General features: G+C 32.6%; 26 protein-coding genes and 2 riboswitches. Of the genes, 10 read left to right on the forward strand and 16 right to left on the reverse strand.

From position 1 onward, the window contains the following. Positions 1-214: 214 nt before the first annotated feature. The 3 genes from mtnA to ACFCYN_RS13400 form a co-directional block, all read right to left on the reverse strand. On the reverse strand, positions 215-1,264 hold the full coding sequence (mtnA, locus tag ACFCYN_RS13390) for an S-methyl-5-thioribose-1-phosphate isomerase (protein WP_172445018.1): 1,050 nt from the start codon (positions 1,262-1,264) through the stop codon (positions 215-217). Positions 1,265-1,267: 3 nt separating this feature from the next. Next, entirely contained in the window at positions 1,268-2,437 is a 1,170-nt protein-coding gene (mtnK, locus tag ACFCYN_RS13395) for an S-methyl-5-thioribose kinase (RefSeq protein WP_375949779.1), read from the reverse strand. 80 nt (positions 2,438-2,517) lie between these two features. Beyond that, positions 2,518-2,676: riboswitch (SAM riboswitch) on the reverse strand. 51 nt (positions 2,677-2,727) lie between these two features. After that, complete coding sequence (locus tag ACFCYN_RS13400; protein ID WP_375949841.1) at positions 2,728-3,522, reverse strand: carbon-nitrogen family hydrolase; 795 nt, start codon at positions 3,520-3,522, stop codon at positions 2,728-2,730. A 143-nt stretch (positions 3,523-3,665) separates the two neighbouring features. Between ACFCYN_RS13400 and ACFCYN_RS13405 the strand changes: the two genes are divergently transcribed. From ACFCYN_RS13405 to ACFCYN_RS13425, 5 genes are all read left to right on the forward strand, one after another. Beyond that, positions 3,666-4,853: a pyridoxal phosphate-dependent aminotransferase gene (locus ACFCYN_RS13405; RefSeq protein WP_375949780.1), complete on the forward strand. Its 1,188-nt coding sequence runs from the start codon at positions 3,666-3,668 to the stop codon at positions 4,851-4,853. A 58-nt stretch (positions 4,854-4,911) separates the two neighbouring features. Then, a riboswitch (SAM riboswitch) is annotated at positions 4,912-5,016 on the forward strand. A gap of 63 nt (positions 5,017-5,079) precedes the next feature. Then, on the forward strand, positions 5,080-6,300 hold the full coding sequence (locus ACFCYN_RS13410) for a 2,3-diketo-5-methylthiopentyl-1-phosphate enolase (RefSeq protein ID WP_172445021.1): 1,221 nt from the start codon (positions 5,080-5,082) through the stop codon (positions 6,298-6,300). A 7-nt stretch (positions 6,301-6,307) separates the two neighbouring features. Beyond that, positions 6,308-6,961 (forward strand): 2-hydroxy-3-keto-5-methylthiopentenyl-1-phosphate phosphatase, encoded by a 654-nt coding sequence (locus ACFCYN_RS13415; protein ID WP_172445022.1) that lies wholly within the window; start codon positions 6,308-6,310, stop codon positions 6,959-6,961. Continuing rightward, entirely contained in the window at positions 6,958-7,584 is a 627-nt protein-coding gene (locus tag ACFCYN_RS13420) for a methylthioribulose 1-phosphate dehydratase (protein WP_172445023.1), read from the forward strand. The genes ACFCYN_RS13415 and ACFCYN_RS13420 overlap by 4 nt, the downstream gene beginning before the upstream one ends. A 19-nt stretch (positions 7,585-7,603) precedes the next feature. Continuing rightward, entirely contained in the window at positions 7,604-8,116 is a 513-nt protein-coding gene (locus ACFCYN_RS13425; protein WP_172445024.1) for a cupin domain-containing protein, read from the forward strand. Positions 8,117-8,165: 49 nt separating this feature from the next. Here the strand turns inward: ACFCYN_RS13425 and ACFCYN_RS13430 are convergent, their stop codons facing one another. Further along, positions 8,166-8,864 (reverse strand): DUF421 domain-containing protein, encoded by a 699-nt coding sequence (locus ACFCYN_RS13430; RefSeq protein WP_375949782.1) that lies wholly within the window; start codon positions 8,862-8,864, stop codon positions 8,166-8,168. A 357-nt stretch (positions 8,865-9,221) separates the two neighbouring features. Here ACFCYN_RS13430 and yjeM point away from each other — a divergent pair, with 357 nt between their 5' ends. Together yjeM and ACFCYN_RS13440 are read left to right on the forward strand one after the other, a co-directional pair. After that, a complete protein-coding gene (yjeM, locus tag ACFCYN_RS13435) occupies positions 9,222-10,721 on the forward strand; it encodes a glutamate/gamma-aminobutyrate family transporter YjeM (RefSeq protein WP_375949784.1) in 1,500 nt (499 codons plus the stop codon). Between the two features lie 82 nt (positions 10,722-10,803). Beyond that, positions 10,804-10,944: a hypothetical protein gene (locus ACFCYN_RS13440; RefSeq protein ID WP_375949786.1), complete on the forward strand. Its 141-nt coding sequence runs from the start codon at positions 10,804-10,806 to the stop codon at positions 10,942-10,944. A 38-nt stretch (positions 10,945-10,982) separates the two neighbouring features. Here ACFCYN_RS13440 and ACFCYN_RS13445 read toward each other — a convergent pair whose 3' ends face one another. The 5 genes from ACFCYN_RS13445 to ACFCYN_RS13465 form a co-directional block, all read right to left on the reverse strand. Further along, a complete protein-coding gene (locus tag ACFCYN_RS13445; protein WP_375949787.1) occupies positions 10,983-11,495 on the reverse strand; it encodes a hypothetical protein in 513 nt (170 codons plus the stop codon). Between the two features lie 132 nt (positions 11,496-11,627). Then, the gene (locus ACFCYN_RS13450; protein WP_098121772.1) at positions 11,628-11,846 is read right to left on the reverse strand and encodes a hypothetical protein; all 219 of its coding nucleotides are present in this window, start codon (positions 11,844-11,846) and stop codon (positions 11,628-11,630) included. A gap of 39 nt (positions 11,847-11,885) precedes the next feature. Then, on the reverse strand, positions 11,886-12,041 hold the full coding sequence (locus ACFCYN_RS13455) for a hypothetical protein (protein WP_375949789.1): 156 nt from the start codon (positions 12,039-12,041) through the stop codon (positions 11,886-11,888). Positions 12,042-12,510: 469 nt separating this feature from the next. Continuing rightward, entirely contained in the window at positions 12,511-13,125 is a 615-nt protein-coding gene (locus tag ACFCYN_RS13460; RefSeq protein ID WP_172445027.1) for a TetR/AcrR family transcriptional regulator, read from the reverse strand. Next, positions 13,079-14,341 carry an MFS transporter gene (locus ACFCYN_RS13465; RefSeq protein WP_216854164.1) on the reverse strand — a complete coding sequence of 421 codons (1,263 nt, stop codon included), beginning with the start codon at positions 14,339-14,341 and terminating at the stop codon, positions 13,079-13,081. The genes ACFCYN_RS13460 and ACFCYN_RS13465 overlap by 47 nt, the downstream gene beginning before the upstream one ends. A gap of 293 nt (positions 14,342-14,634) precedes the next feature. Here ACFCYN_RS13465 and ACFCYN_RS13470 point away from each other — a divergent pair, with 293 nt between their 5' ends. After that, complete coding sequence (locus ACFCYN_RS13470; protein WP_375949791.1) at positions 14,635-16,095, forward strand: flavin monoamine oxidase family protein; 1,461 nt, start codon at positions 14,635-14,637, stop codon at positions 16,093-16,095. A gap of 443 nt (positions 16,096-16,538) precedes the next feature. Here ACFCYN_RS13470 and ACFCYN_RS13475 read toward each other — a convergent pair whose 3' ends face one another. From ACFCYN_RS13475 to ACFCYN_RS13495, 5 genes are all read right to left on the reverse strand, one after another. After that, complete coding sequence (locus tag ACFCYN_RS13475) at positions 16,539-17,813, reverse strand: ATP-binding protein (protein WP_375949793.1); 1,275 nt, start codon at positions 17,811-17,813, stop codon at positions 16,539-16,541. A gap of 487 nt (positions 17,814-18,300) precedes the next feature. Next, positions 18,301-19,278: a VanW family protein gene (locus ACFCYN_RS13480; protein ID WP_375949795.1), complete on the reverse strand. Its 978-nt coding sequence runs from the start codon at positions 19,276-19,278 to the stop codon at positions 18,301-18,303. A gap of 115 nt (positions 19,279-19,393) precedes the next feature. Then, on the reverse strand, positions 19,394-20,278 hold the full coding sequence (locus ACFCYN_RS13485; RefSeq protein ID WP_375949797.1) for an aminoglycoside phosphotransferase family protein: 885 nt from the start codon (positions 20,276-20,278) through the stop codon (positions 19,394-19,396). 56 nt (positions 20,279-20,334) lie between these two features. Further along, a complete protein-coding gene (locus tag ACFCYN_RS13490; RefSeq protein ID WP_172445031.1) occupies positions 20,335-20,784 on the reverse strand; it encodes a VOC family protein in 450 nt (149 codons plus the stop codon). Between the two features lie 26 nt (positions 20,785-20,810). Continuing rightward, positions 20,811-21,995 carry a MalY/PatB family protein gene (locus ACFCYN_RS13495; RefSeq protein ID WP_375949799.1) on the reverse strand — a complete coding sequence of 395 codons (1,185 nt, stop codon included), beginning with the start codon at positions 21,993-21,995 and terminating at the stop codon, positions 20,811-20,813. Between the two features lie 397 nt (positions 21,996-22,392). Here ACFCYN_RS13495 and ACFCYN_RS13500 point away from each other — a divergent pair, with 397 nt between their 5' ends. Beyond that, positions 22,393-22,581: a hypothetical protein gene (locus tag ACFCYN_RS13500; RefSeq protein ID WP_098172804.1), complete on the forward strand. Its 189-nt coding sequence runs from the start codon at positions 22,393-22,395 to the stop codon at positions 22,579-22,581. 103 nt (positions 22,582-22,684) lie between these two features. Here ACFCYN_RS13500 and ACFCYN_RS13505 read toward each other — a convergent pair whose 3' ends face one another. Continuing rightward, positions 22,685-23,293, reverse strand: coding sequence for a hypothetical protein (locus ACFCYN_RS13505; protein WP_375949801.1), 609 nt, complete (start codon positions 23,291-23,293; stop codon positions 22,685-22,687). A gap of 394 nt (positions 23,294-23,687) precedes the next feature. On the opposite strand from ACFCYN_RS13505, the gene ACFCYN_RS13510 reads away from it, so the two are divergent. Then, complete coding sequence (locus ACFCYN_RS13510; RefSeq protein ID WP_375949803.1) at positions 23,688-24,296, forward strand: RraA family protein; 609 nt, start codon at positions 23,688-23,690, stop codon at positions 24,294-24,296. 96 nt (positions 24,297-24,392) lie between these two features. Here ACFCYN_RS13510 and ACFCYN_RS13515 read toward each other — a convergent pair whose 3' ends face one another. After that, on the reverse strand, positions 24,393-25,472 hold the full coding sequence (locus ACFCYN_RS13515; RefSeq protein WP_375949805.1) for an NAD(P)H-dependent flavin oxidoreductase: 1,080 nt from the start codon (positions 25,470-25,472) through the stop codon (positions 24,393-24,395). Positions 25,473-25,524: the final 52 nt, after the last annotated feature.

Here is a 25,524-nt window from a genome sequence, read left to right on the forward strand (position 1 = left end):
AAAAATGTTACACTTTTAAGGCATCCTGTTTCTATTAATATTCAATTATAAAAATCGTTTAGTTAATGCAAAAATAGTACATCTAAATTCATAGGAATATACAAACTCACATAAAGATACTCATCCGCTCGTAATTACTTTTTACTAGTTTCTTCCTATATAAATAATTTCGGAATAACTTTGTATTAATTCACTAGATAATGCATTATTTATATTAAACTTCTTCCCAACCTTTGAATGTTTCTTTAAAATTACTCGAAACAATTCCCTTTTCTGTAATAATTGCTGTTATTAGTTCATTCGGTGTTACATCAAATGCTGGGTTAAGAACATTAATTCCTTCAGGTGCAATTTGAATATTTCCGATATGTGTTACTTCCGTTCGGTCGCGTTGTTCGATGACAATTTCATTACCTGATTCGATTGATGTATCGATTGTTGATAAAGGCGCAGCTACATAAAATGGAATTTGATAAAAGTTTGCTAATATCGCTAATTGTAATGTTCCAATTTTATTTGCAGTGTCACCATTTGCAGTAATACGATCAGCTCCAACAATGACTGCGTCCACTTTTTTATTTTGTAATAAGTAGCCGACCATATTATCAGTTAGTAATGTAACTGGGATACCGCTTTGGTTTAGCTCCCAAGATGTAAGTCTTGCGCCTTGAAATACTGGTCTTGTTTCTGTTGCATACGCAGAAATTTCCCAGCCTTTTTCTTTTGCTAAGTGCAATGGCGCAAGCGCTGTACCATATCGGCTTGTAGCAATACTACCTGCATTACAATGTGTCAATACAGCCGCTCCATTATGCAATAATGTTAAAGCGTTTTCACCAATTTCCTTGCAAGTCGCTTCATCTTCTACATGTAGTTTGATCGCTTCTTCCATAATGATTAACTTAGCCTCAGAAACTGTCTTTGCTTCTTTGCTAGCTCCAATTAGTCTTTCAACCGCCCAAGCTAAATTTACTGCAGTAGGTCTTGCGCTAATTAATTCATCAGCTAATACTCTTGCTTGAGTATGAAATTCATCGATCTGTTCAGTCTGAATTTCTCGAACGCCTAAATATAGACCATAAGCTGCTGCTAAACCAATCGCAGGTGCGCCTCTTACTTGTAGCTTAACGATTGCTTCTCGTACATCAAGCAATGTAGTTGCATCAAAATAATAAATTTCAGTTGGTAATTTCGTTTGATCTAAAATTTTTAAACTCTCACCGTTCCATTGTAAAGATTCGGGTATTTGCTGTAATGTAGTCATCGATTATTTCTCCAATCCAATTATTAAATTACCAATATTGTTAATATTAAATCTATTTTTAATGCAAAATGCTCCGAATTTTAAGACTTTTTTCTTTACTTGAATTTTTTGATTTTCCTCAAGTGAATCAATATCTTCAACATGAGCAAGACCGATACTTCTTCGGATTAATTCGCATCCAATTACTCCAATTGCGTCCACCCAGTACCCCTCTAATTTTTCTTTAATTAGAGCCTGTTGGTTAAATGGTCTAACACTATGCTCTTCCCATAATCGAATAAATGTTTCATTAAAAACTTTTTCAATGTTTAAAATATGTTCAACAATTTCTTCTTTTTGCTCAGTTCGGCTGAAAAGTTGAAAAATTAAATTCGCTTGAATTTGACCTAAATCAAACCCGATTGGTCCTACAAACGCAAACTCTGGGTCAATAACTTTTGTTTCTGTTGTAGACACGAAAATACTTCCTGTATGTAAATCTCCGTGTAATAACGCTTCTTTTTTTGATAAAAAGTCTAATTTTAACTTTGCTACTTCTATTTGTAGAGCTTCATCATTCCAAAGTTCTTGAATTACTTCTGTTAGCTCTGCTTCATAACTGTTTGTTTCGCAGTTAAAGTATGGGTCAGTATAAACAAGATTTTCTGTTATATCACAAAGTTCTGGATTGTTAAATAGATACTCTAGCTCTTTTTTCTTAGCTGGAGTTGTTCCGAAATCAGAAGTAAAAAATAACGATTTTGCTAAAAAATCACCGATATGTTCTGCCAAAAACGGGTAACTCTTTTTCTCAATTAAGCCTTTTCGTAAAATTTGTAAATGTGAAAGGTCTTCCATTACTGTTACAGCTTGCTCTTCATCATGTTCTAAAATTTCCGGTGAATGTAATGGAATTAAATCATTATATATTTTTGTTGCATTACTCTCGATTGTTGCTCTATTTAATGTCAGAGGCCAGCTTTCACCAACAACTTTTGCATAAGGTAAAGCTTGTTTTATGATTAAGCCTTTTTCGCTTCCTACTGGTGTAACTTTGAAAACTAAGTTTAAATTTCCATCGCCGATCTCTACACTTTCACATAATTCATTTGTAAAATAACCTAATTTTTGTAAATAAGTAATTGCAGTTACCTCTGTTAAAGGTCTATATTCTTTTCTTTGAATGACAGTCATACAATTCATCCCCCTCGATTTTGACAAAATAAAAAGCCTCTTTTCCGAGACGAAAAGAGGCAATGTTAATTGGCTTTCGTCTCTTATCTACCAGAAAATTACTTTTCTGTTGGAATTAGCACCGTGCCTTACTGAGCAATTAAGCTCAGGCGTATTTATTACGCCCCATCTCACAATGGTATTACAGTCGGTTGCTGGGCATCATCGGGCCAAATCCCTCCGCCTACTCGAAATAAGAGTTCGCATATTTGATTTTATACTCGTATTTTAATTTAAAGAATTTTAGTTTGTCAATTACTTTTTTGTAATTTTTTATAGATTCCTTCTCTTCTGTCTTCGAAGATTGGGATTGTACCGCGTATTTCATCGACTTTTTTAGGATCAATTTCGCCAAAAATGATTTCCTCATTCGGACTACCTTTTGAAATTACTTCTCCCCAAGGATCGATTATCATCGAGCCTCCTCCAAAAGTATTCGCTAAATCCTTACCTACTCGATTACATGCTACGACATAGCATTGATTTTCAATTGCTCTTGCTTTTAATAATGTTTCCCAATGATTCATTCGTTGAATTGGCCATTCTGCAACAAAAAATAAAACTTTTGCGCCTTTTTGAGAATGAGCTCCGATCCATTCTGGGAAACGCAAATCATAACAAACAAAACCTGCGGCAGTTAAACCATAAATCTCAAAAAGCCCATCGGTCTCACCTGCTTGAAGATAGTGATGCTCGTTCATTAGCTGGAACAAATGAATTTTATCATACGTTTTAACGATTTCACCTGTTTTGCTTATAACAATTAAAGTATTGGTGACACCATTTTCTTGCGCAATTGGAAATGATCCACAAATTAACGTTACATTATTTGATTTTGCTATTAACTGGAGTTCAGAAATAATTTCCTCTTGATCAGCAGTATGCAATCCAATTTCTTTCAAACAATAGCCTGTTGTCCATAACTCCGGTAATACAATTACCTCTACATTTTCTTTTACAGCCTCAATAATTTTAGATTTCATATTCTCAAAATTAGCTCTTGATTTGCCTAAAATAACGTCAGATTGAATGCAAGCAATTTTCAACATAATTTATTCACCCTATTCTAAATTTTATAGACATTTTTAAATCGAGCATATATGATGGTGAAAGTTATTGCAACAGTCGTTCATGAAAATCATTCGATTACAAAACGATCTAATCTACTTAAATAAATTCTATTTTTGGAGTGATTAACTTGAATCATAATAAACTATTAAACAATTTACCTAAACAATTTTTTGCATCACTCGTTCAAAAAGTCAATGAGTCAATCAATAAAGGTCATGATGTGATAAATCTTGGTCAAGGAAATCCAGATCAACCAACACCAGACCATATTATAAAAGCGTTGCAGCAATCTGTTGAAAATCCAACAACTCATCGTTATTCACCTTTTAGAGGGATGAGTACATTAAAAAAAGCTGTTGTAGAATTTTATAAACGCGAGTATGATGTTGACTTAGACCCAGAAGAAGAAGTGGCTATTTTATTTGGCGGAAAAGCTGGATTAGTAGAGTTACCACTTTGTTTATGTGACGAAGGAGATACGATTTTAGTTCCAGACCCAGGATACCCTGACTATTTATCTGGTATTTCTCTTTCTAAAACGGTACCTTATATGCTTCCGTTACTTGAGCAAAATCAATTTTTACCAGATTATAGCTTAATTCCTCAGAAAGTTTTAGATGCTAGTAAAATTTTATTTATTAATTATCCAAATAACCCTACTGGTGCAATCGCAACAGAAGAATTTTTTAAACATACTGTGGAGTTAGCAAGAAATAATCAAATTACAGTTTGCCATGATTTTGCATACGGTGCTTTTGGATTTGATGGCAAAAAACCATTAAGTTATCTTCAAACTCCTGGTGCAAAAGAGTGTGGTATTGAAATTTATACACTTTCTAAAACTTATAATATGGCTGGTTGGAGAATCGGTTTTGCAGTTGGTAATAAAGAGGTCATTTCAGCTATTAATCTATTACAGGACCATCTTTACGTTAGTATTTTCCCAGCTGTTCAAGAGGCTGCCGCTGTTGCATTAACAGAATCTCAAGAAAGTGTGAAAAAATTATTAGCACTTTATGAAGATCGCAGAAATGTCTTTATTAGCGGTTGTCATGAAATTGGTTGGGAAGTAACAGCCCCAGCAGGTTCCTTCTTTGCTTGGTTAAAAGTTCCTTCAGGATTTACTTCACAAGAATTTGCAGATTTTTTACTTGAAAAGGCACATATTGCAGTTGCTCCTGGGAATGGTTTTGGCGAATTCGGTGAAGGCTATGTAAGAGTCGGTCTATTATCAGATAGCGAAAGACTAAAGGAAGCGGTTACTAGATTAAAAGAAATCGAATTATTTTCAAAATTTAATGTTTGACATTTAGAATTGTTCATGAAATAATGCGATTATATCAAGAATTCAAAATTAAATATTAACTTTATTCAGAGTAGGTGGAGGGACCGAGCCCGATGAAACCCGGCAACCGGCTAGTTAGATAGCACGGTGCTAATTCTCGCAGCGTTTTGCTGACAGATAAGGTGTAGGTAAACCTCTCCTTAGTGAGAGGTTTTTTGTTTGAATAAATACTTCCGGAGGTTATGAAATGAGTGGAATAATAGCAACTTACCAAGTTTACGATAAAAATCACAATTTAGAAAAAAAGGCAGAGTCAATCGCACTTGGTTTGACAGTTGGTTCTTGGACGACTTTACCACAAAACGATCAAATCCAATTGCAAAAACATAAAGGCAAGGTACTTTCTATTCACGAAGTTGAGTGTGAAGAAAATGTCATTAACTTTTTAGGCGATAAACCGACAAAAGGAATTATTGAAATCTACTATCCTAGTTTAAATTTTTCAGCTGATATTCCAGCAATTTTAACAACTGTTTTCGGAAAACTTTCACTTGATGGGGAAATCAAACTAATTGATTTAAATTTTACTGATGACTTATTAAGTCTGTTTCCTGGACCAAAATTTGGTATAAAAGGTATTCGAGAAAAATTGGACGTATATGATCGCCCTTTATTAATGAGCATTTTCAAATCAATCATTGGTAGAGATATTCCATACATTTCGGAAGAATTAAAAAAACAAGCATTAGGTGGCGTCGATTTAATAAAAGATGACGAGATTCTTTTTGACACTATCACATCAATAACTGACCGTGTCACTCACGGGAAAAATATTTTGAATCAAGTCTACGAAAAAACAGGACACAAAACTTTATATGCGGTGAATTTAACTGGCCGTACATATGAGTTAAAGGAAAAAGCGTTACGTGCAGCTGAGGCGGGTGCCGATGTATTTTTATTAAATGTATTTTCTTATGGAATTGATGTACTTCAAGGTTTAGTAGAAGATCCTTCAATCAATGTTCCAATTATGGCTCACCCTGCTGTTTCAGGAGCTTTTACTGCATCGCCGATTTACGGAATTGATGCTGGCTTATTACTTGGTAAACTTTTACGAATTGCAGGTGCCGACTTTAGCTTATTCCCATCACCATACGGTTCAGTTGCATTACAAAAAGAAACAGCATTAAAAATCGCCGAAAATTTAACAGAATCAAATGGATTAAAAGAAACATTCCCAGTTCCATCTGCGGGAATTCACCCAGCGCTTGTACCTCAATTAATTCAAGATTTTGGAATAGAGCAAGTCATAAACGCCGGTGGTGGTATTCACGGTCATCCAGATGGTCCGATTGGTGGAGGAAATGCATTTAGAGAAGCGATATCTGCTACTTTATCTGGTGTTGAATTAAAGGATTATGCACTTCCAAATACATCACTTGAGAAAGCATTACAACTTTGGGGGTAAATAAACAATGGCAATAAAGATTTTTTGTGATTTTGATGGAACGATTACCGAAGGAGATAATATCGTCAATTTAGTTAAGCAATTTGCTCCTCCTTCAGTAAGCGAATTAACAAGCGAAGTATTAAATGGCAATATATCGATTCGTGAAGGCGTCGAGAAAATGTTCGCTACAATCCCTTCAACGAAAAAACAAGAAATGACTGATTTTGTAATCGATCGTACGGTCATTCGAGATGGTATTAACGATTTTATTCAATTTGTAAATGATCAACAAATTGAGTTAAAGGTTGTTAGTGGCGGCTTAGACTTTTTCGTTCATCCTATTTTAGCAGAGTACCTTCCACCTTCTGCTATTTTATGTAATCGTACTGACTTTACAGGTTCAACTGTAAAAATTCATTGGGATCATTCATGTGATACATTGTGTTCGAATGACTGTGGAATGTGCAAGCCTTCTGTTAAGAGAAAATTTAGTGAATCAAATGATTTTATTATAGTCATTGGAGATTCAATTACTGACTTACAAATTGCAAAAGAAGCTAATTTGATTTTTGCAAGAGATTTCTTAAAGAATAAATGCGAGGAACTTTCCCTTCCGTATATTCCTTTTGAAAACTTCTATGATATCCGAGCTTCACTAGAGAAGGAGGTACTAGTATGAAGGACTTTTTCAAACATTATGATGAAATCCGCGAAGTAAAAAAAGTACTTGCTGACCGTGATTGGTTTTTAGGAACTAGTGGAAATTTATCAATTAAAGTAAATGACGAACCTTTAAACTTCCTAGTTACAACTAGTGGTAAAGATAAAACAAAACATACGTATGACGATTTTTTACTTGTGAATGAATTTGATCAATCTGTTTGGGATGATTCAAAGAAACCTTCAGCTGAAGCAATTTTGCATCGTTTAATTTATCAAAATACGAATGCTAAATGTGTTCTTCATGTACACACTTTAGCAAATAACTTTATAACAAAAGATTTTCCATACCAAGATGAGTTATCTTTTTCAGGTATCGAAATTATAAAAGCATTAGGATTATGGGAAGAAGATGCAGAAATTACAGTTCCAATTATTAAAAATCATGCACATATCCCTACCCTAGCAAATGAGTTTCTTCCACATATTAAGAACGATCATGGAGCAGTCCTAATTCATAATCACGGTATTACAGTGTGGGCAGAATCAGCATTTGAAGCGAAGAAGCATTTAGAAGCTTATGAGTTTCTATTCCAATACGCATTACAAGGCATACAAAAAAATTTATTTATTAAAAATTAATTAGTTGGAGGAATGCATTATGGCAACAATTTGGGTAGAAAAAAAAGATTTTCATATTACAAGTGATGTAGAAGTGAAAGCCTATTTAGAGGAACAAGGCGTTATTTATGAAAATTGGAATATCGAGCAATTACATAGCTCATTAAAAGAAAAGTTTATCTTATCAGATGATGAAAAAGCGTCGATTCTTGAAACATTTAAAGCTGAAATCGATGATATTTCTTCAAGACGTGGCTATTTAGCAAATGATATTATTACTCTTTCAGAAGCAACACCAAATCTTGATGAGTTATTAAAAAACTTCAATCGTGAGCATCATCATACGGATGATGAAGTTCGTTTCATTGTAAGCGGCCATGGTTCTTTTATTATTGAAGGAACTGAAGGTTTCTTCCATGTTAAATTAAACCCCGGTGATCTAATTTCAGTACCACCAAATGTTCGTCACTATTTCACATTAGCAGATGATCGTAAAGTAGTAGCTGTTAGACTATTTGTGACGACTGAAGGATGGGTACCTATTTACGAATAATCGTATATAAAAATCAATTGACTCATATCCATTTTAAGATGTGAGTCAATTATTTTTCTACTTCATTTAATTGATCTTCTCGGTAATCAATATATAACGATCCATCTGTTTGTACTTCTACTAAAAATACATCTGAAATTGAGTGAATTCCTGCCCTTTCAAGCTGAGCATTTAACCATTTTTTATCTAAATTTAAATCTGATAGTGCATCTTCATTTACTTCCCCATCAGTAATCACTGCAGTTGAAGTTGGAAATACCAATGTTTTTTTCCACGCTTTATTTTTTTTCGTTTTAACATCTTTTGTTTTCATAACCGATAGACTTCCATCAATTTCAAAAATTGCGTATTCTACATCTTTGAAAGAATAAATATTCTCACATCGGAGCATCCCTTGAAATTGTTCAGTATCTAATCTAGCCTTTTTTAATGCGTTTTCCATTATTTTCCCTTGTCTAATTAATATAATAGGTTCCCCAAGAATTAATCGACGGGCTGATTTAGATTTTAAACTGATATACCCCATAATGATCGTCAAAACTGCCCAACCAACTAATCCGATGATGCCATCCTCAATATCTAATGTTTTAGATGTCGTAAGTGATGCAGCAATATTCCCAATCGTAATTGCCGTAATAAATGTAAAAACATCTAATTGGCTAATTTCTTTCTTCCCCATTAATCTAGTTAAAATAAATAAAACAAAAAATGAGCATATAACTCTAAATAAAACTTCATTTAAGCTCATTTATTTCATCCTTTCTTTCAAACAAAGCAGTTTTATGTACTTACTAATCAACTTAGCGTTTGAAAAATCGAAATAAACTATTCCTTAATATAGAAAAAATAATGTTTGCTAAACTTCGAGATACACCAATTGTACTGGATAAATTTCAACATTTGAAAAGAAGTAATTGCTATCTTCATTTTTTCCCGCTAAAGTAAACAAATTTAGAATTGAAATTTTCGTTCCTTCAATCCGATTCTATTTCTAATCACGCTAAACAATCTATTTATACTCTTCATTTTAGCGACTAATAATTTACCGATTATTGAAGAAAATATTTATATTCTTTCATAATCATTAAATTATTGAGGTGAGGTCTTGAGTAAAAAACTTTCGCTAGTCGGTTTAATATTAATGGTGTTTACAACCGTATATGGCTTTGGTAATATACCAACTGCTTTTTATTTAATGGGATATAGTGCAATTCCATGGTATTTACTTTCAGCTATTACGTTTTTTATTCCATTTGCTTTTATGATGGCTGAGTTCGGAGCAGCTTACAAGCATTCTGAAGGTGGTATTTATACATGGATGGCTGATTCAGTTGGGCCAAAGTTTGCCTTTATTGGTACATTTATGTGGTTCTCATCCTATGTAATCTATATGGTAAGTGTTTCTTCAAAGGTTTGGATACCACTTTCAACGTTCATTTTTGGTAGAGACAAAACGCAATCACTTTCCTTATTTGGCCTTTCCTCTACACAATCAATCGGTTTATTAGCATTACTTTGGATGCTAGTGGTTACTTTTTTTGCTTCAAAAGGAATTGAAAGTATTAGTAAAGTTACAACCATTGGTGGAATAACTGTTTCCTCATTAAATATAGTACTCTTAATCACCAGTATCATCATTTTTGCACTTAATGGAGGGAAGTTTGCTCAACCAATTAAAACATTTTCATCTGCATTCGCTCATTCACCGAATCCAAATTATATATCCGGCCTTGCTATATTATCATTCGTAGTATTTGCCATTTTTGCATACGGTGGCTTAGAAGCTATTGGAAGTTTAGTTGATCAAACAGAGAATGCCGAACGCAATTTTCCAAAAGGTATTACAATATCAGCAATTATTATTTCAGTTGGCTATTCATTAGGAATTTTTTTAGTTGGTATTTTCATAAACTGGTCGCATGATTTAAGCGCGAGCTCGACCAATTTAGGAAACATCACATATGTACTCATGTATAATTTAGGTTTAGAGCTTGGAAAAGCTTTTAATCTATCGTCAGCTACATCAGATACTATAGGCACTTGGTTTGCAAGAATCACTGGTTTATCAATGTTCCTTGCCTATACTGGAGCATTTTTCACCTTAATTTATGCACCATTAAAAACGATTATTAAAGGCACACCAAAATACTTATGGCCAACTAAATTCTCAGATACAAATGAAAAAGGTATACCAGTAAATGCTATGTGGATCCAATTTGCAATCGTTTCAATCACCATTATCCTTACTTCTTTTGGCGGTCAAGGCGCATCTTCATTTTTTAACAAATTGACTCTAATGACTAACGTTTCGATGACTTTACCTTATATATTTTTAGGAATTGCCTATCCAATGTTTAAAAAGAATGATCGAATCGACAAACCATTTCAAATATTAAAGTCAAATTCTACTGCTTTATTTGCAAGTATACTCGTCATATTAGTAGTTGGGTTTGCTAACTTTTTTACAATCATCCAACCAGCTATTGAAGGTGATTTTAACTCGACAATATGGATGATAGCTGGTCCAATCTTCTTTTCAATATTAGCATTATTAATCCTTAATCGCTCCAGGAAACAAAACCAAAAAGAGAAGAAAATCGCTTAACAATTCTTTCCCACAATTTGTTAACATCACTTTTGAAAGTAACTTAGAATTGTGGCACATACTAATTTTGGAGGTGATAATTATGGGTCACAATCAAAATCCACATGTAAAAAAGAAAAACAAAAATAAAGGGCAACCAATACCAGCTGCAATCAATTCTGAAGGCTATTTTGCCCCAAGTAAATCAAATACTGAAGCACTTAATGAAACTAAAAATCAATAAAAAAATGACCGTCAAATTTTTTTGGCGGTCTCTTATAGTTATTTACTCATCGAATCTGCAGTTTTTACTAAATCTCTAATAGTAAATTGTTTACCTGTTTCCTCTGAAAAAAGAAGTGAAATTGAATGATATAGCCCATCTTTCTTCCAACGAATCGTTTTTGTATTATCATCATCATCAACAATTAAAACTTTTGTACCATCTTTTAATTTTGTTATTTTTAAAGGTTGCTGATTTTTTGGGAAGGTGTATTTTTTATTATGATAAGTGATGACAAACATTGTGATCTCTTCTTCTTCATTTGAGTAATTAAAAGAAGTAGCATTAATAGCTCCATTTGATTTATTATTTAGTACATCCATTGTGACGTCCTTTGCTCTAAACGGTAGCCTTTCTGGTACTACTAGCTCTTCTTGTACATCTTTAGGTAATTGATCTACAACGTTTTTCACAGTTTTAGGATATTCTTTTTTTAATGATTCAACTGCATTATTACCATGCGAACAAGCTGTTATGAAAAGAATTGAGAATAAAAGAATTATTTTTTTCAATTCACTAATAGCCTCCCTATTTTTCCAAATCTATCGTTTAATTTTTCTATTTAATATCTCTAAATATCTTCATTTTAACCTTAAAAAAATAAAAACTGCCTTTATTGTATAAGACAGTCTTTAATCTTATTCTTATAGTTCAACAATAACAATTTTCCCTTGTTGTACATATAATAATATTTCTGCATTTTCCGTTTCATTTCGGTATGTATAACATGTAAGATCTTCAATCCCACCGTGTGAAACATCGTGAACTGTATTTATTAGTTTGTATTTATTACCTCTAAATTCTATTTTTCTTTCGATAGATGGCTGTTCTTCTAAAATTTGTTCCTTCGTTCGAAAATTCATGTAATCACTCCTTTGTTCATCAATAGTATTGCCATAATCTTAGTTTTCAATTTTAAGTGCCGTACCGAATCCAATGACATAACCGTCAAAATCCCGCACAGAAAATTCCTTCTTCCATACTCCCAAATCAAACTCAGTTAATTCAGGCTCGGAATCAATCACAGCACCATTTGCTTTTAATTCATCATAAAGCAAATTTAGTTCATCAAAATTATTAACATAAGCGTAAGCATTCCAAGTATCTTTAGTCGACCTAACAGCTTCCTTATTCTTCGCTTGAATTAATTTGAAACCTAATCCAAAATCATCTCTTACCGCCCAATATTCGTTAACTTCAGACCTCCTCCTAACTTTTGTTTTCCCATACTATGTAAATTCAATTATTTTATCTATTTACCTTCCATTTCACATAATGATAACTTCTTTATTTATCAATCTTTTACTACATGATAAAAATTTAAGTGTCTAAATTATAGCGAATTTAATTGCAGTTTTTTTAATTTTATTTGCACTTCGGCCTTTATTTGCAATCTCTGATTTCTTATTTGCACATTGAACAGTTTAATTTGTACTTCGACTTTTATTCAACCACTTTTTCTTCAAAATATTTCCTATAAATAGAAAATGAGGGTGTCCATTACCCTTTTGGACACCCTCTCTTTTATTAGACTTCTAGAGCCATTTTTAAAAGTTCTACAAACAAGATTGATTGTTCTCTCATCATCAATTCTTCATTCGAAATGATTGCATAATCTAATGCTAGTCCATCAATAAAAGAAACAATCATTCTTGCTACTATTTCACTATCATACTTAGAGCTAAATTCTTTATTTTTTTGACCTTCTTTAATGACATCAGAATAGATTTTTATTCCAAAGTGATACCGCTCTTTTCCATATTTTCTTCTTCTACTATCATTTCGACCAGTTATAAAAAACTCTAAAACACTCGGTGCCAAAGGATCCATTTTATCATTTGGCACCCTGCTTTCACCAAAAATCCTTAATAAGAGCAATTCCCAATATGAATCAACTTTTTGATTTAACTTCTCACGTGTTTCATCGTATACTCTTGAGAGTGAATCAGCTAATATTGCTTCAAACAAATCTTCTTTATTAGCAAAATATTGATATAATCCTCCTCGACTTACGTTTGAAGCATCCATTACATGCTTCATTGTAGTTCTTTCATAGCCATTTTCGATAAATACTTGTTTAGCCGCTTCTAATATTTTAGTTCGACGTTGCTGTTGGTGCTGCTTGCTGACTTTCGGAGACATCTTTCTTCCCTCGCTCTAATCTGTTTTTTGTTAAAAGTCCGATTAGTGAAACAAACACTAAAAGCGACGCAGTTATAATAAAAGTTGGAATAACACCTAAAACCGTTGATAACCATCCTCCTAATAACGGGCCGATAATTGTTGCTGTAGTTGTTACACTTCCAATTACACCAAATACTCTCCCTGTTAACGCAACAGGTGTTTCGACTTGAACTGATGCCTGGAATGGTACAAAAACTAAGCAAGCTGCAAAGCCTGCAAACAGACCTAATAATGGTGCCCAAACAATTGAATAATCGACATTATAATGTGTAAATACCGCCATCATACCAAAACCAAGTCCGATTCCACAAACTCCAATTAACATTAAAGGATAGGCACGATAATTCGTTTTCTTCACTAAAATTAAACTAGAAAAAAACATTCCAACCCCAGATCCAGTTACTAAATAGCCGAATAAACCTGGAGACGCATTTTTAAGTTCCCTGATTAAAACGATAATTTGCGAATCTGATAATTGCAAGATTAATAGACTAAAACCTAAAAACAACATACCTACTAAAATTTGTGTATTTGATTTAATAAATGTAACGCCTTCCATAAATTCAGCTTTAAAAGTAGATTTGCCCTTTTCTTTTTCTTCTTTAATCTGTTCAACAGCTTTTGGTAGGAAGAAAATTAAGATTGCCGAGATAATAAAAGAAACTGAATTAATATAAAATACTGGTGTAGTACCAGCTGCTGAAACTAGTATCCCACTTAAAATCGGTCCAAAAATTTTCGTTGCCGAGTCAATCATCGTTGTAATAGACATCGCACTCTTTATTTCTTCATTCGGAACTAATTCTTTTAACTTACCATTTTTTGCAGGATTAAAAATTGCTGAAAACAATCCAATCGTAAACAAACAAATGTAAACCATCCACAAAGTATTTGCTAATGCAAGGATAACAAACAATCCCGCCCGAATAAGATCAGAGATAACCATTAAATATTTTCGCCCAAACCGATCTGCTATCGTCCCTGCTACAGGGCCTAATAAAGCCATCGGGACAGCAAGACATAAAATAATAAATGATACTTCAATCGGCGTTGCATTCCACTTTATCCCAACAAGAGTAACAATTGCCACAATACTTAACCAATCTCCTATACTAGAAATTGCTTGAGCCGTCATTAATGTCAAGAAACCTTTATTATTCATGATCCCCTTCATCAAACTTACCCCCTTAAAACGACATTGGTGTCTTTTTTCATTTAATTATAGCGACACTAATGTCGTTTTTCAATCAGTTTTTTCTGATATTTCCAACTATTTATTAATTCTTCGTTTAAATTTATTCAAAAATGGGATTAAAAGTATATTTTTTTTGCTTACTTGCAAACTTCTCTTAAAGTAAGTTGTCTTTGCGCAGTTTTTATATAGCTGTAGCATTAATTATTCTAAATATGATTAAAAGAGAATAAAATTTCAAATGATAAAAAAATTTATAGAAAGAGTTGGTTCTTATGAGTCTAATCCATAAACTTTCAAAGGACCAGATGATTTCCATCATTCGTAATGGATTAACTACAACAAATAATCCACAAAAAATTACGATTGTTGGAGCAGGATTGGCAGGTCTAGTAGCCGCTTCATTATTAAAGGAATCAGGTCACCAAGTGATCATATTAGAAGCAAATAATCGTGTCGGTGGAAGAGTTTATACGGAAAGAGAGGCTTTTACAAATAACCAATACATGGATTATGGTGCTATGCGTATACCCGAAACTCACTATCTTGTTTTTGAATATATTAATAAATTTAATTTATCAGTTCATAGGTTTATTAATAGTACTCAAAATGACTTGATTTATATTAATGGAGTAAAAACTACAAAAAAGGAATACGAACAAAATCCAGATATTATAGGCTATCCAGTCATTCCTTCTGAAAAGGGCCTTAACTATGAACAACTTTTAGAACTAGTTATTAAACCTATTTTAGATTATATTAATCAGAATCCTGATGCTAATTGGGAAGAGATTATCAAACTTTTTGATCATTATTCGATGGATCAGTTTTTAAAATATAATCCTAATGGTACTAAATTATCTCAAAATGCTGTTGAATCAATTAAAGCCCTTCTAGGTACAAGAGGTTTTCCGGAATTAGCATTTACGGGTATTTTAAGAGAATTCAAGATTCTATTTTCAAATCCTTATTTATTCGAAATTACAGGAGGAAACGATAAACTGCCAAATGCATTTTTACCTCAACTAAAAAACGAACTATTTTATGGGCAAAAAATGACTAAAATAACTCAAGATAAGGATCAAATAACAATTCATACAGTACACACAAAAAGTAATGAATCATTTCAAACTTCTTCAGATTTGGCAATTATTACGGTTCCATTCTCTGTACTTAATTTTGTAGAAATAATACCTCAGAATTCCATTTCGTATAGTAAGTGGCTTGCAATCCGAACTACTCACTATATGGCATCAACTAAAGTTGGATTACAATTTAATACGAGATTTTGGGAGAAAGAAGGATTATATGGTGGAAGGTCAATCACTGATTTACCGATACGGTTTACTTATTATCCTAGTAGAAATTTAGGCAGTGATGGCCCTGGGACTGTATTAGCTAGTTATACATGGGAGGATGATGCCCTATACTGGGATAGTTTGTCTGAAAATGAACGAATACAGCAAGCATTAAAAGATTTATCCTATTTATTTGGCAATCAAGTATATACCGAATTTGTAACAGGCTTCACTCATAGCTGGACCCAAGATCCATATGCAGCCGGAGCAGTTTCAATGTTAAAGCCTGATCAACAAAAGGAAATTGGAGATTATATCGCTTCTCCAGAAGAACGAATACATTTTTCAGGTGAACACACATCTTCAATACCAGGTTGGATGCAAGGTGCAATTGAATCTGGCATTCGAGTTGCTTATGAAGTAAATTCGCAAAATTAATTGAATCTAACCAAATTGATTGTAAAGTTGCTTAGGCAACTTTTTTTTATTGTAGGTAATCGCATTATTTACGTAAAACTGACAGAAAAATTATATACTACTAATTTAATCACACTGTCCAATTGAAAGGGATTGAAAAAAGTGTTTATGTCGACTTATAAGAATATTAAAACTAAGTGAAGGTGAGACACTAGTGGTAGCAATTTTAAATCTATTAAAACCAATTCTATTAATCCAATGGTTTTATAGAGTAAAGACAGAAAAAGCTATAAGAGACTCTATAAAACTATTGAAGAATAAAAAAAATTACTGAAAATTTGTCGGATTAATGTCATCGTGCTCAAGTAGTCAATTTCTCAAACAAAAAATAGAAGCACAAATTGGCTCCTATCTTTAATTTAATTTATTTTTTTATCCCATGTACACCCAAATACTGAATCCAATTATTCAAAAGAAAACCCAACAGATTGACCCTTTTCCCAATTTTGTTTTTTCTGTTTACGTAAACTTGATCTCATTTCATCGCAAAGTCGAATAATATCAACCTTTTGTTCACAATCCCACTCGATAATGATTGAAATATATAACTCATTCAATTGGGCATATGAAAAATCACTAGTTGAATCAATTAATAACTGCATTTCTTCATGATTTAAAATTCGAGATAGTTTCTTCTTCTGTAAATAACTAGAGCGCATTTCTTTTGTAGGTTGCTTAATTTCATAAGCTCGATCAAATCTACCAGAGCGATTCATTAATGCTGGATCGATTCTTTCAGGATAATTAGTTGTCCCAATTAAAAATAAACCTTCTTTTGAAGTTGCACCATCTATCGTATTTAGAAATACTGAACGTACTGATGCAGGCATACTATCAATATCCTCTATTACCAATACCATTGGCGTTAATTTTAATACTGAACTAAAGACTTCCTTAATCGTGTAACTTGAAGTATATTCTGTTATTTGCCAATACGCAACTGGTGCGTTAATACTACTTGCGATTGATTTTACTAAAGTCGTTTTTCCATTACCCGGATCTCCAAACAATAAAAATCCTCGTTTATAAGGGATTTCATAAGTTTTAAAGAACTCTCGCCCTTCATTAAAGAAATGGTCAATTGATCTATAAATTTCTCTTTTTAACGGCTCTTCTAAAAACACATCTTCCCTACTAACCATTTTAGTGATATTTTCAATTGAAGTTTCTACACCGTCATCTGTATCTGTATATACCGTTACATAATTTTTAATATAATCTCGTTTTCTTTTTAACACATATTGAAAAAAGGATGAAAGACACGCATCATTTTTAGCAAAAATTAAGTCTCTATTATACTGATTATCAGCTTCAAAAATCATTGCTTTCGATAAAGCTACTCCATAATTCGGATAATAATATAGCCCATTTTCAACTCGAGGTTTAATAATGAGTTCCATTACTTTTTCAGTGTGATTCGAAGAAATAGTTTTTGTTTCAAGCTCTTTATAAATATGGCTGATTAATTGAACCTCTATTGATTCTTCTTTAAGATCCTCTTCAAGAATTTCCCAAATTTCATTTGTTGTTTCTTCATCAGAATACATATGGAATTCTACTCCAAATTGTTCAAAAAGCTTATGTTGGATTGTTGAGATGATCTTCCCGTAGTCGTAATAAAAAGGTAAAGTATTTCGTTCCATATCTTTCGAATCAAATAAGACAGTTCTTTTTGTCATGCAATTCTCCTTTGTTTTCCAATCTTTCTTATCATTCTAAATCCTTCGTTTCTATATGTCTAGGGTTGAACGTATTAGATAATACTTAATTTTGTATTAAATATAAGGGCTTGCCTACCTAAATACGAACAAATTTTGAACTTTATTCATAAATTTAGTATTTTCGTGCATAAAGTACTGATTTTTGTTCATAAAAGACGGAATATCGTTCATAACGGGTTTGAGGCAATTTCTGTGGGTTGAAGTTTATATTTTATATTACGAACATTAAGTGAACAATATTGATAAAGTTGTGAACTCCGTTGATATAATACTAGGTTTCGTTGATAAATAGGCTATTCTCGTTGATATATTCCTTATTAGATATAAATCGTATATTAGAAAGTATAAAAATCGACTAATTATACCCACCGATTCACGAAAACACTAAAAACCCACAAGTTAAATTAATTTACCTTGTGGGTCACTATATAATTGCTCAATACTTTTAATCTCCAACTGAATTATGCGGTGGTATAATCTTTCCTTTTCTAGAAGGATTGGAATGATGTCGGTCTTCTTCTGTATTTATTTCCTCAGGTAGACGTTTTGGTGCAATCGGAACATTTTTCATTTCATAATTAATCACATCTGAAGAATGTAGTGTAACAATCATGCTACCACCATATCTTTTTGCTCGAATTAAGATTGGCTGATTATATTTATTTTGGAAACGGAAGTCAGGCCCGTACCAGCTAACTGTCGCATCACGGCCTGATGGTACATAGGGAACTCGCCTACTATGGGAATATCGTTCAATAATTTTCAAACCAGCTCGATCAACGGCATTAAAAAGCGTTGAAGACACTTGGCATATTCCTCCTCCAACGCCCTCAGACAATTCGCCTCTTACGATAATTGGAGCTCGTTTATATCCCTTTGCGCCACTTCTTTCTCCTACAACCTTATTGAAGGAAAAAATTTCATTCGGAAAAACGACATAATTATCTATTGCTTTTGCAGCAAGTGAAATATTGTGTACACGGCTTGTATTATTAGAATTAAAATATGTTACATATTGACCGATTTGTTGAATTTTAATATGGGCTAATAATTCGCTATCTACTTTCGGATAAATATCTAACTCTGGTACTTCAATTTGTGATGGACCTTTTCCATAAAAATATGTAGTAAATTTATCTTTAAACTCATTTCGATAAAGTTTGTAACCCACTTGACCAGGCACAATTCTACCTTCTTCATTAATAGATGCATTGATTGGTTTACGATAAATTTCTTGATCAAGTTTTTCAATAAATTCATTAAACTTTTTATCATTTATCATTGGTGTCCCTGGAAGTGCCATTGTAAAATCTGTCCGATTTACAACTGCAATTGGATGACCCTGTTGAATAACAGTTAAGCTGTCAGGAAGTTCAACAGATTGTGTTAATATGAAAAAACTAGCTAATAATTTTTGCAACATAGTTGGATTACCTCCCAACTTTAGTATGAACAAGATTTAATACTTTCATGTTTTTTCCTTTTTAAAGTTTTCCAAAAAAAATCGAGCTGCAATAATCACAGCTCAATTCAATTTACTAATTATTCGAAATGTATTCTTTAACTATGATATTAATCGTGTTAAAAGCCTCATCTTCAATTGCTCTATTAGAACCCTTATTTGCATCATAAGTAATTAAAGCCTTCCATAATGCCCAACCTCTTGCTCGATTCCAAGTGTTTTCATCAAACTTTAAAACCTCTTTGAAGGTTTTTCTACTATTCGCATCGAAAAATGTCCACGCCATTGCAGCATCGCAAGAAGGGTCTCCCACGCCAATAATTCCAAAGTCAATTACAGCACATAGCTTATCATTATTTACAAGTAAATTCCCAGGAGCAATATCACCATGTACCCATACTGGTTCTCCGTCCCATTTGGAGTTAAGAGCTGTTTGCCAAATTTCTGTTAATAAATCTTCGCTAAAAATCTCTTTTGTTCGATCGATTGTATCTCTTGTTTCTTTGTCGTAAACAGCTAGATTTCCGCCTCTATAGAAATTATGCTCTCCTGCTTTTGGTCCGTGACTTGCGTCAATTAACTGTAGTTCATTTAAAAATTGCCCTAAATCAGTTGCAAAATTATTTAAATCACTTAAATTATTTTTATTCAATGTTTCCCCAACAATCCATTCATTTATAGTCCAAGGCCATGGATAGTATTTACTTGGTTTTCCTTTAGCTAGCGGTTTAGAGATTGGTAAACTTAGTTTACTTGCCAATATTGGCAGCCAAGTATGTTCCTTTTCAACTTGAGGGACATAGCATTTTGCACTTGGTAATCTAATACTCATTCGATCTCCTAAATGGAAGGTTCTGTTATCATGTCCGCTTAATTCAACAGGTTTTATTTCTAAATTAGACCAGTGTGGAAATTGTTCTTTGATTAAGTTTTTAACTAAATCAACATTTATATTTTCCATTTTTTCTCCTCAGTGTTAATGCTCATTTTATAAAACATTAACAATTAATCTATTTTTTATTGTTGAGTAATTAAAATGAATGTAACGCCAAATTGATCTGTTACTGTTCCAAATGCAGGGCTAAATGGAACCTCCTCTAGTGGTGCGATGATCTGTCCACCTTGTCGTAATGAATTAAAAATACTTCTAGTTTTTTCTACATTGTCTACTGAAAGGTTAATAGTAACTTCTACTTTTTTATTTTGAGCAGGCTGGACAAATTCCACTTCTTCACTACTTACGTCTGGATTTGTCTGAGTAGGTGCGTCAAATAAAATCAGTTCACTTTCACCAATTTTTAGTATTGCGTTAGAAATACGACTCTTTAAGGCTTCAGAACAAGGGAATGGCATTTCTCCATAAGTTTGTATAGAAAGGATTTTTGCCTCAAGTTCACTTTCATAAAAATGAACTGCTTCTTTAGCATTACCACTCATTACAATACATGGTGTAATTTTCATAGTCATTAAAACTACCTCCTTGTTAATTTTGATTAAACGTTTAATTTATAAGCTTTGACTGCTTTCTCTAAAAGTGCCATAGCTTCTTCTAATGTTTTTTTAGTGCAGGCATAATTTAATCGCATAAAACCATCACCATTTAGTCCAAAACCACGGCCTTCATTTAAACCTAATTTCGCATCGTTTATTATGAATTCGTTTAAATGGTCGCCTTTTAGGCCAAGACCTCTAAAATCAAGCCATCCTAAATAGGTCGCTTCTGTAACTCTCATTTTCACTTCTGGAATATTAGTTTTTAAGTAATTATGTATGTACTCTGCATTACCTTTTAAATAGACCAGTAACTCATCTAACCATTCTTCTCCTTCGTTATAGGCTGCAATTACTGCATCAATACCAAATATATTTAAATTTTCCAAACTCGCACGTGCAATTGCATGTGTAAACTCAATTGATAGTTCTGGATTTGGAATAATTGCAAGTGAAGAAAATAAGCCTGCAATATTAAATGTTTTACTTGGAGACATAAACGTTATACTCATGTTTGCCGCGTCTTCACTTAAAGAATAAAATGGTGTATGACTACCTTTTTCAAAAACTAAATCAGCGTGAATTTCATCTGCTATGACAATGATTTTATTCTTTTTACATATTTCGAATAGTCCTGATAATTCTTCTTTCGTCCACACTCTTCCGACTGGGTTTGCTGGGCTACATAAAATTATCATTTTAGTTTTAGTTGTTATTTTATTTTGTAGATCTTCTAAATCCATATAATAATAGCCATCTTCTTCGATTAAACAATTTTCAATGATGTTTCTACCATTATTTTTAATCGTACTGAAAAATGGGAAATAAACTGGTGGTTGAATGATGATTTCATCTCCAGGCTTCGTAAATGCATCAATGGCTAAATTTAACGCTGGAACAACACCAGGTACAGTCTTTAACCATTCGCGTTTAATTGAAGTATTATAGCGCTTGTTTGCCCATTTCATAGCTGAAGCAAAAAAATCTTCAGGAATATGGCCATACCCGTAAATAGGATGTTGGGCTCTTTTTGTGATCGCTTCAACAATTCCAGGAGCGCAAGCAAAATCCATATCAGCAACCCATAAAGGTAAAACTTCTGTATTACCAAATACTTTATCAACCGAATCCCACTTCGTACTATTCGTTTTTCTTCGATTATGTTCTTCATTAAAGTTAAATGTCATATTAATCCCCTACCGTTCTTCATTCAATCAGTAATTACAATAATTAAGTTTTTAGTTAACTAATAGTATTTCTGCAAACGAAATTTATATCCTAATTATACTATTCCAAAAAAAAATTCAAATCTATATTCTTCAAATTTTTAATTTAATACTCATAATGCTGATCTATAAAATTGTTAGTACGTGAAAATACACAAGAAACTTTAAGATTCGATGAATTGGTCATTGTAATTAGAACTAGAATTGAGCCAAATTAGGAGTTTACTACTGTGCGTCGTTTTAATTTTAATGAATGAAGAATTTTTTACAATTAGTAAGGAGATAACAATTATAGTATTTGTTTAAATAATACATGGTTGCAAATATGTACCAAAAGGTAATGAATGGAGGTTATGTAATGAAAAAAGAGGATGAATATACTGATGATATGAATCAGTTGTTGGAAATTATAAATGCAAAAGGTGACACTGGTGAACTGCTTGAAATTGTTGACAAATATAAGCAAGCAGAAAATCCGGAGTGCAATCACGATCTCTTTTATCAAGAGCTTAGAGTGATCGCTGAGGATAGTGCTAAAGAAGATTAAAAATCTATCTAGAATATGCTAATAAGAGTAGTGGAACTTTTTTGCTCCACTACTATTTATCTATTACTAATACTATACTGAATTATTATGTATTAGAGACATTTTATAAACTATATTTCTCAGTCGGAATTTTACCTTTTAAAATATCGTATTCGGCTTTCATCTCACCAAACTTCTGAGCATTTCCGTTATCCGGTGCATAATCTGGGTGCCACATTTTTGTATATTCTCTCATTTGCTTCTTCCAAACTTCAGCATGTTCATTAGGATCGAAGTATTTAAAATTATGTTTTTTATTTTTTTTGATTGAAGTAGAGTAATTCCTTAAATACTCTTCCCATACTCTAGCCCAATCAACTATTTTCTTTTTGTATTCTTTTGCTTTCTCAGCATTTTTTCTTTTTTCTTCCCTTTTCCAGTCTTCCATTCTTTGACTAAAATCTTTTACGCCTTCTTTTGAGTTTCTCCATCTTTGTTCTGCATCTCTTATTTCCTGATCTGTAATACTATCCGAATCTGCATTATTGTTAAGAAATTCATTATGATTTTCAAATTCATTTTGATTTATTTGAAATTCGTACATTTCTTCAATCATTTTTTCCAATAGTTCTGCACTGGTTTTCCCTGTAAGTTGGGATAGCTTTTCTAATTTTTCTGTAGATTCTATTTTAACTTTGTGAGTTATATAGACGTATTTAGCTTTTCCTCTCAAGCACCTCAACTCCTTAATTAAATGTTACTATACAAGGATGTATCTATATATTAAAAAATGAAGTCAATCATGTTACATTACATGCACTGTATGTACATATAATTGAGCTATGTTTGGTCTAAAAAGTATCATATATAAAATATTAATAATAATGGGTTTGTTGTTATTTACGTTTGGCAGTTTTCATTCAAAGAGAATCAAACAACAGAAATGTTTGTATTAAAAATTAAATAATTTTTATTATCAACTTATTTTATTCTATATTAATCCATTGCAACCTTTTTTAAATCGATAATTATTTTTTATCAAGCTCAATAATTTTTTTAAAATTCTAACTTAATTAAGTTTTTTGTACAATTAATATATGAACTAATCGACTTGAGGAGTGATTTTTATGATTAATCAATTTAAAAAAATCCCAACAACTTGCATTTCAGATGTGATGGATGGATTAAATAATATGGATCCTTCCATTAAGCCTTTAAAAGAAGAATATAATTTTGTAGGAAAAGCACTAACAGTTAAAATTCCTGTTGGTGATAATTTAGCAGTGTTAAAAGCAATTCGAGAAGCGACTCCTGGAGATGTGATAGTCATTGATGCTAAGGGAGATCAGTATCGTGCAATTGCAGGAGACTTTGTTGTAGGAATGGCAAAAACAATGGGGGTTTGTGCGATTGTTGTTGATGGGGTAATTCGCGATATAAGCGGTACGAAGAAATTAAATTTCCCAGTATTTTGTAAAGGCACCACCGTAGCTTCAAGTGGGAAACATGGAATTGGAGAAATTAATGTGCCGATTTCTTGTGGAGGTGCATCAGTAAACCCAGGAGATATTATTGTAGGTGATGCTGATGGAGTAGTTGTAATCCCTCAATCTGATGCAAAAACAATATTAGAAAAGTCTTTAGATAAATTGAAAAAAGATGAAATTAGAGAAGTACAAGTTTCTCCTAATATTGATGCGATTAAGTCTTATATTGATCAAATGCTATTGAAGTAGTCGAAAAATGTTTACTTTAATAGATTAATAAGGTTCTTTAATTAGCCTTACGAGAACTAAAATAAGAACCTTATTTAATCGCATTTTCATTAGATGTTAAAATTCTATTTTTATTTTTTTGACATCATCTATTATTTTAGTAATCAATTCTTTTACAGTTACATTATTAGCTAATCTCGGACTTTGTCCTGACCAAAGAGACATATACTCTTTATTACTTTGTTTGGCAGCTGCTATTCTAATAGTTTGTGTAATCGTATTTTGTATAGGAAACTGAGGAACTGAGTTTTCGTGTTGTCTCATTTCCATAACAAATTTATTTCCGACTCCTCTTGCCCATTTTCCTGAAAATGAACGAGTCAAAACTAACTGCTCTTCAGTTGCATTTAAAATTGCATTTTTATGTACTTCATGCGCCCCACTTTCAATACAGGTTAAAAATGCAGTACCCATTTGTACCGCTTTTGCCCCTAAGCACATCGACGCAGTTAATCCTCTTCCATCCATAATTCCGCCTGCAGCAATTATTGGGATGTTAACGTGGTCTACAACTTGTGGAATAAGTGACATTAAACCAATTAAACTTTCCTCATCGTCACTTATGAAATTACCTCTATGCCCACCTGCCTCACTACCTTGAACAACAACTAAATCCATTCCTGCTTTTTCGATTTCAATCGCTTCTTTCAGCGTTGTAGCTGTTCCAATCAAAATAATATTATGAAACTTTAATTCTTTAATTAATTCTATAGATGGCAAACCAAAAGTAAAAGAACAAATAGGTACCTTCTCTTCAATTATTACTTTAATTTGTTCATGAAATGTTTCGGTAAGTCTATTAAAACTTGGTAGTTGTATCCGCTCATCTTGTTTTAAATTTAATTCTTCATTTATTGGTAAGAGCAAATGATTACTTGCTTCTATTTCATTTTCATCAATTTTGAAATCATTTGGAACAAACAAATTTATTCCAAATTGTTTAGAGGTTAATTTTTTTATTTCTCTAATTTGCTCGCGTATTTGCGAGGGAGTCATATAACCGGCCCCGATTGTACCTAAACCACCGCAATTTGATACTTCGGCAACAAGCTTCGAAGTTGTAATTCCGCCGGCCATTGGTGCTTGAATAATTGGATATTCGATATTTAAAAGCTCTGTAACTTGATTTTTGAACATCAATTTCACCCCATTTATTAGTTATTTTCAATCTAACAAAAAAAGTCCCGAA

Origin of the sequence: Gottfriedia sp. NPDC056225 (assembly GCF_042267765.1) — a bacterium.
In the GTDB taxonomy this organism is placed as follows: Bacteria; Bacillota; Bacilli; order Bacillales; family Bacillaceae_G; genus Gottfriedia.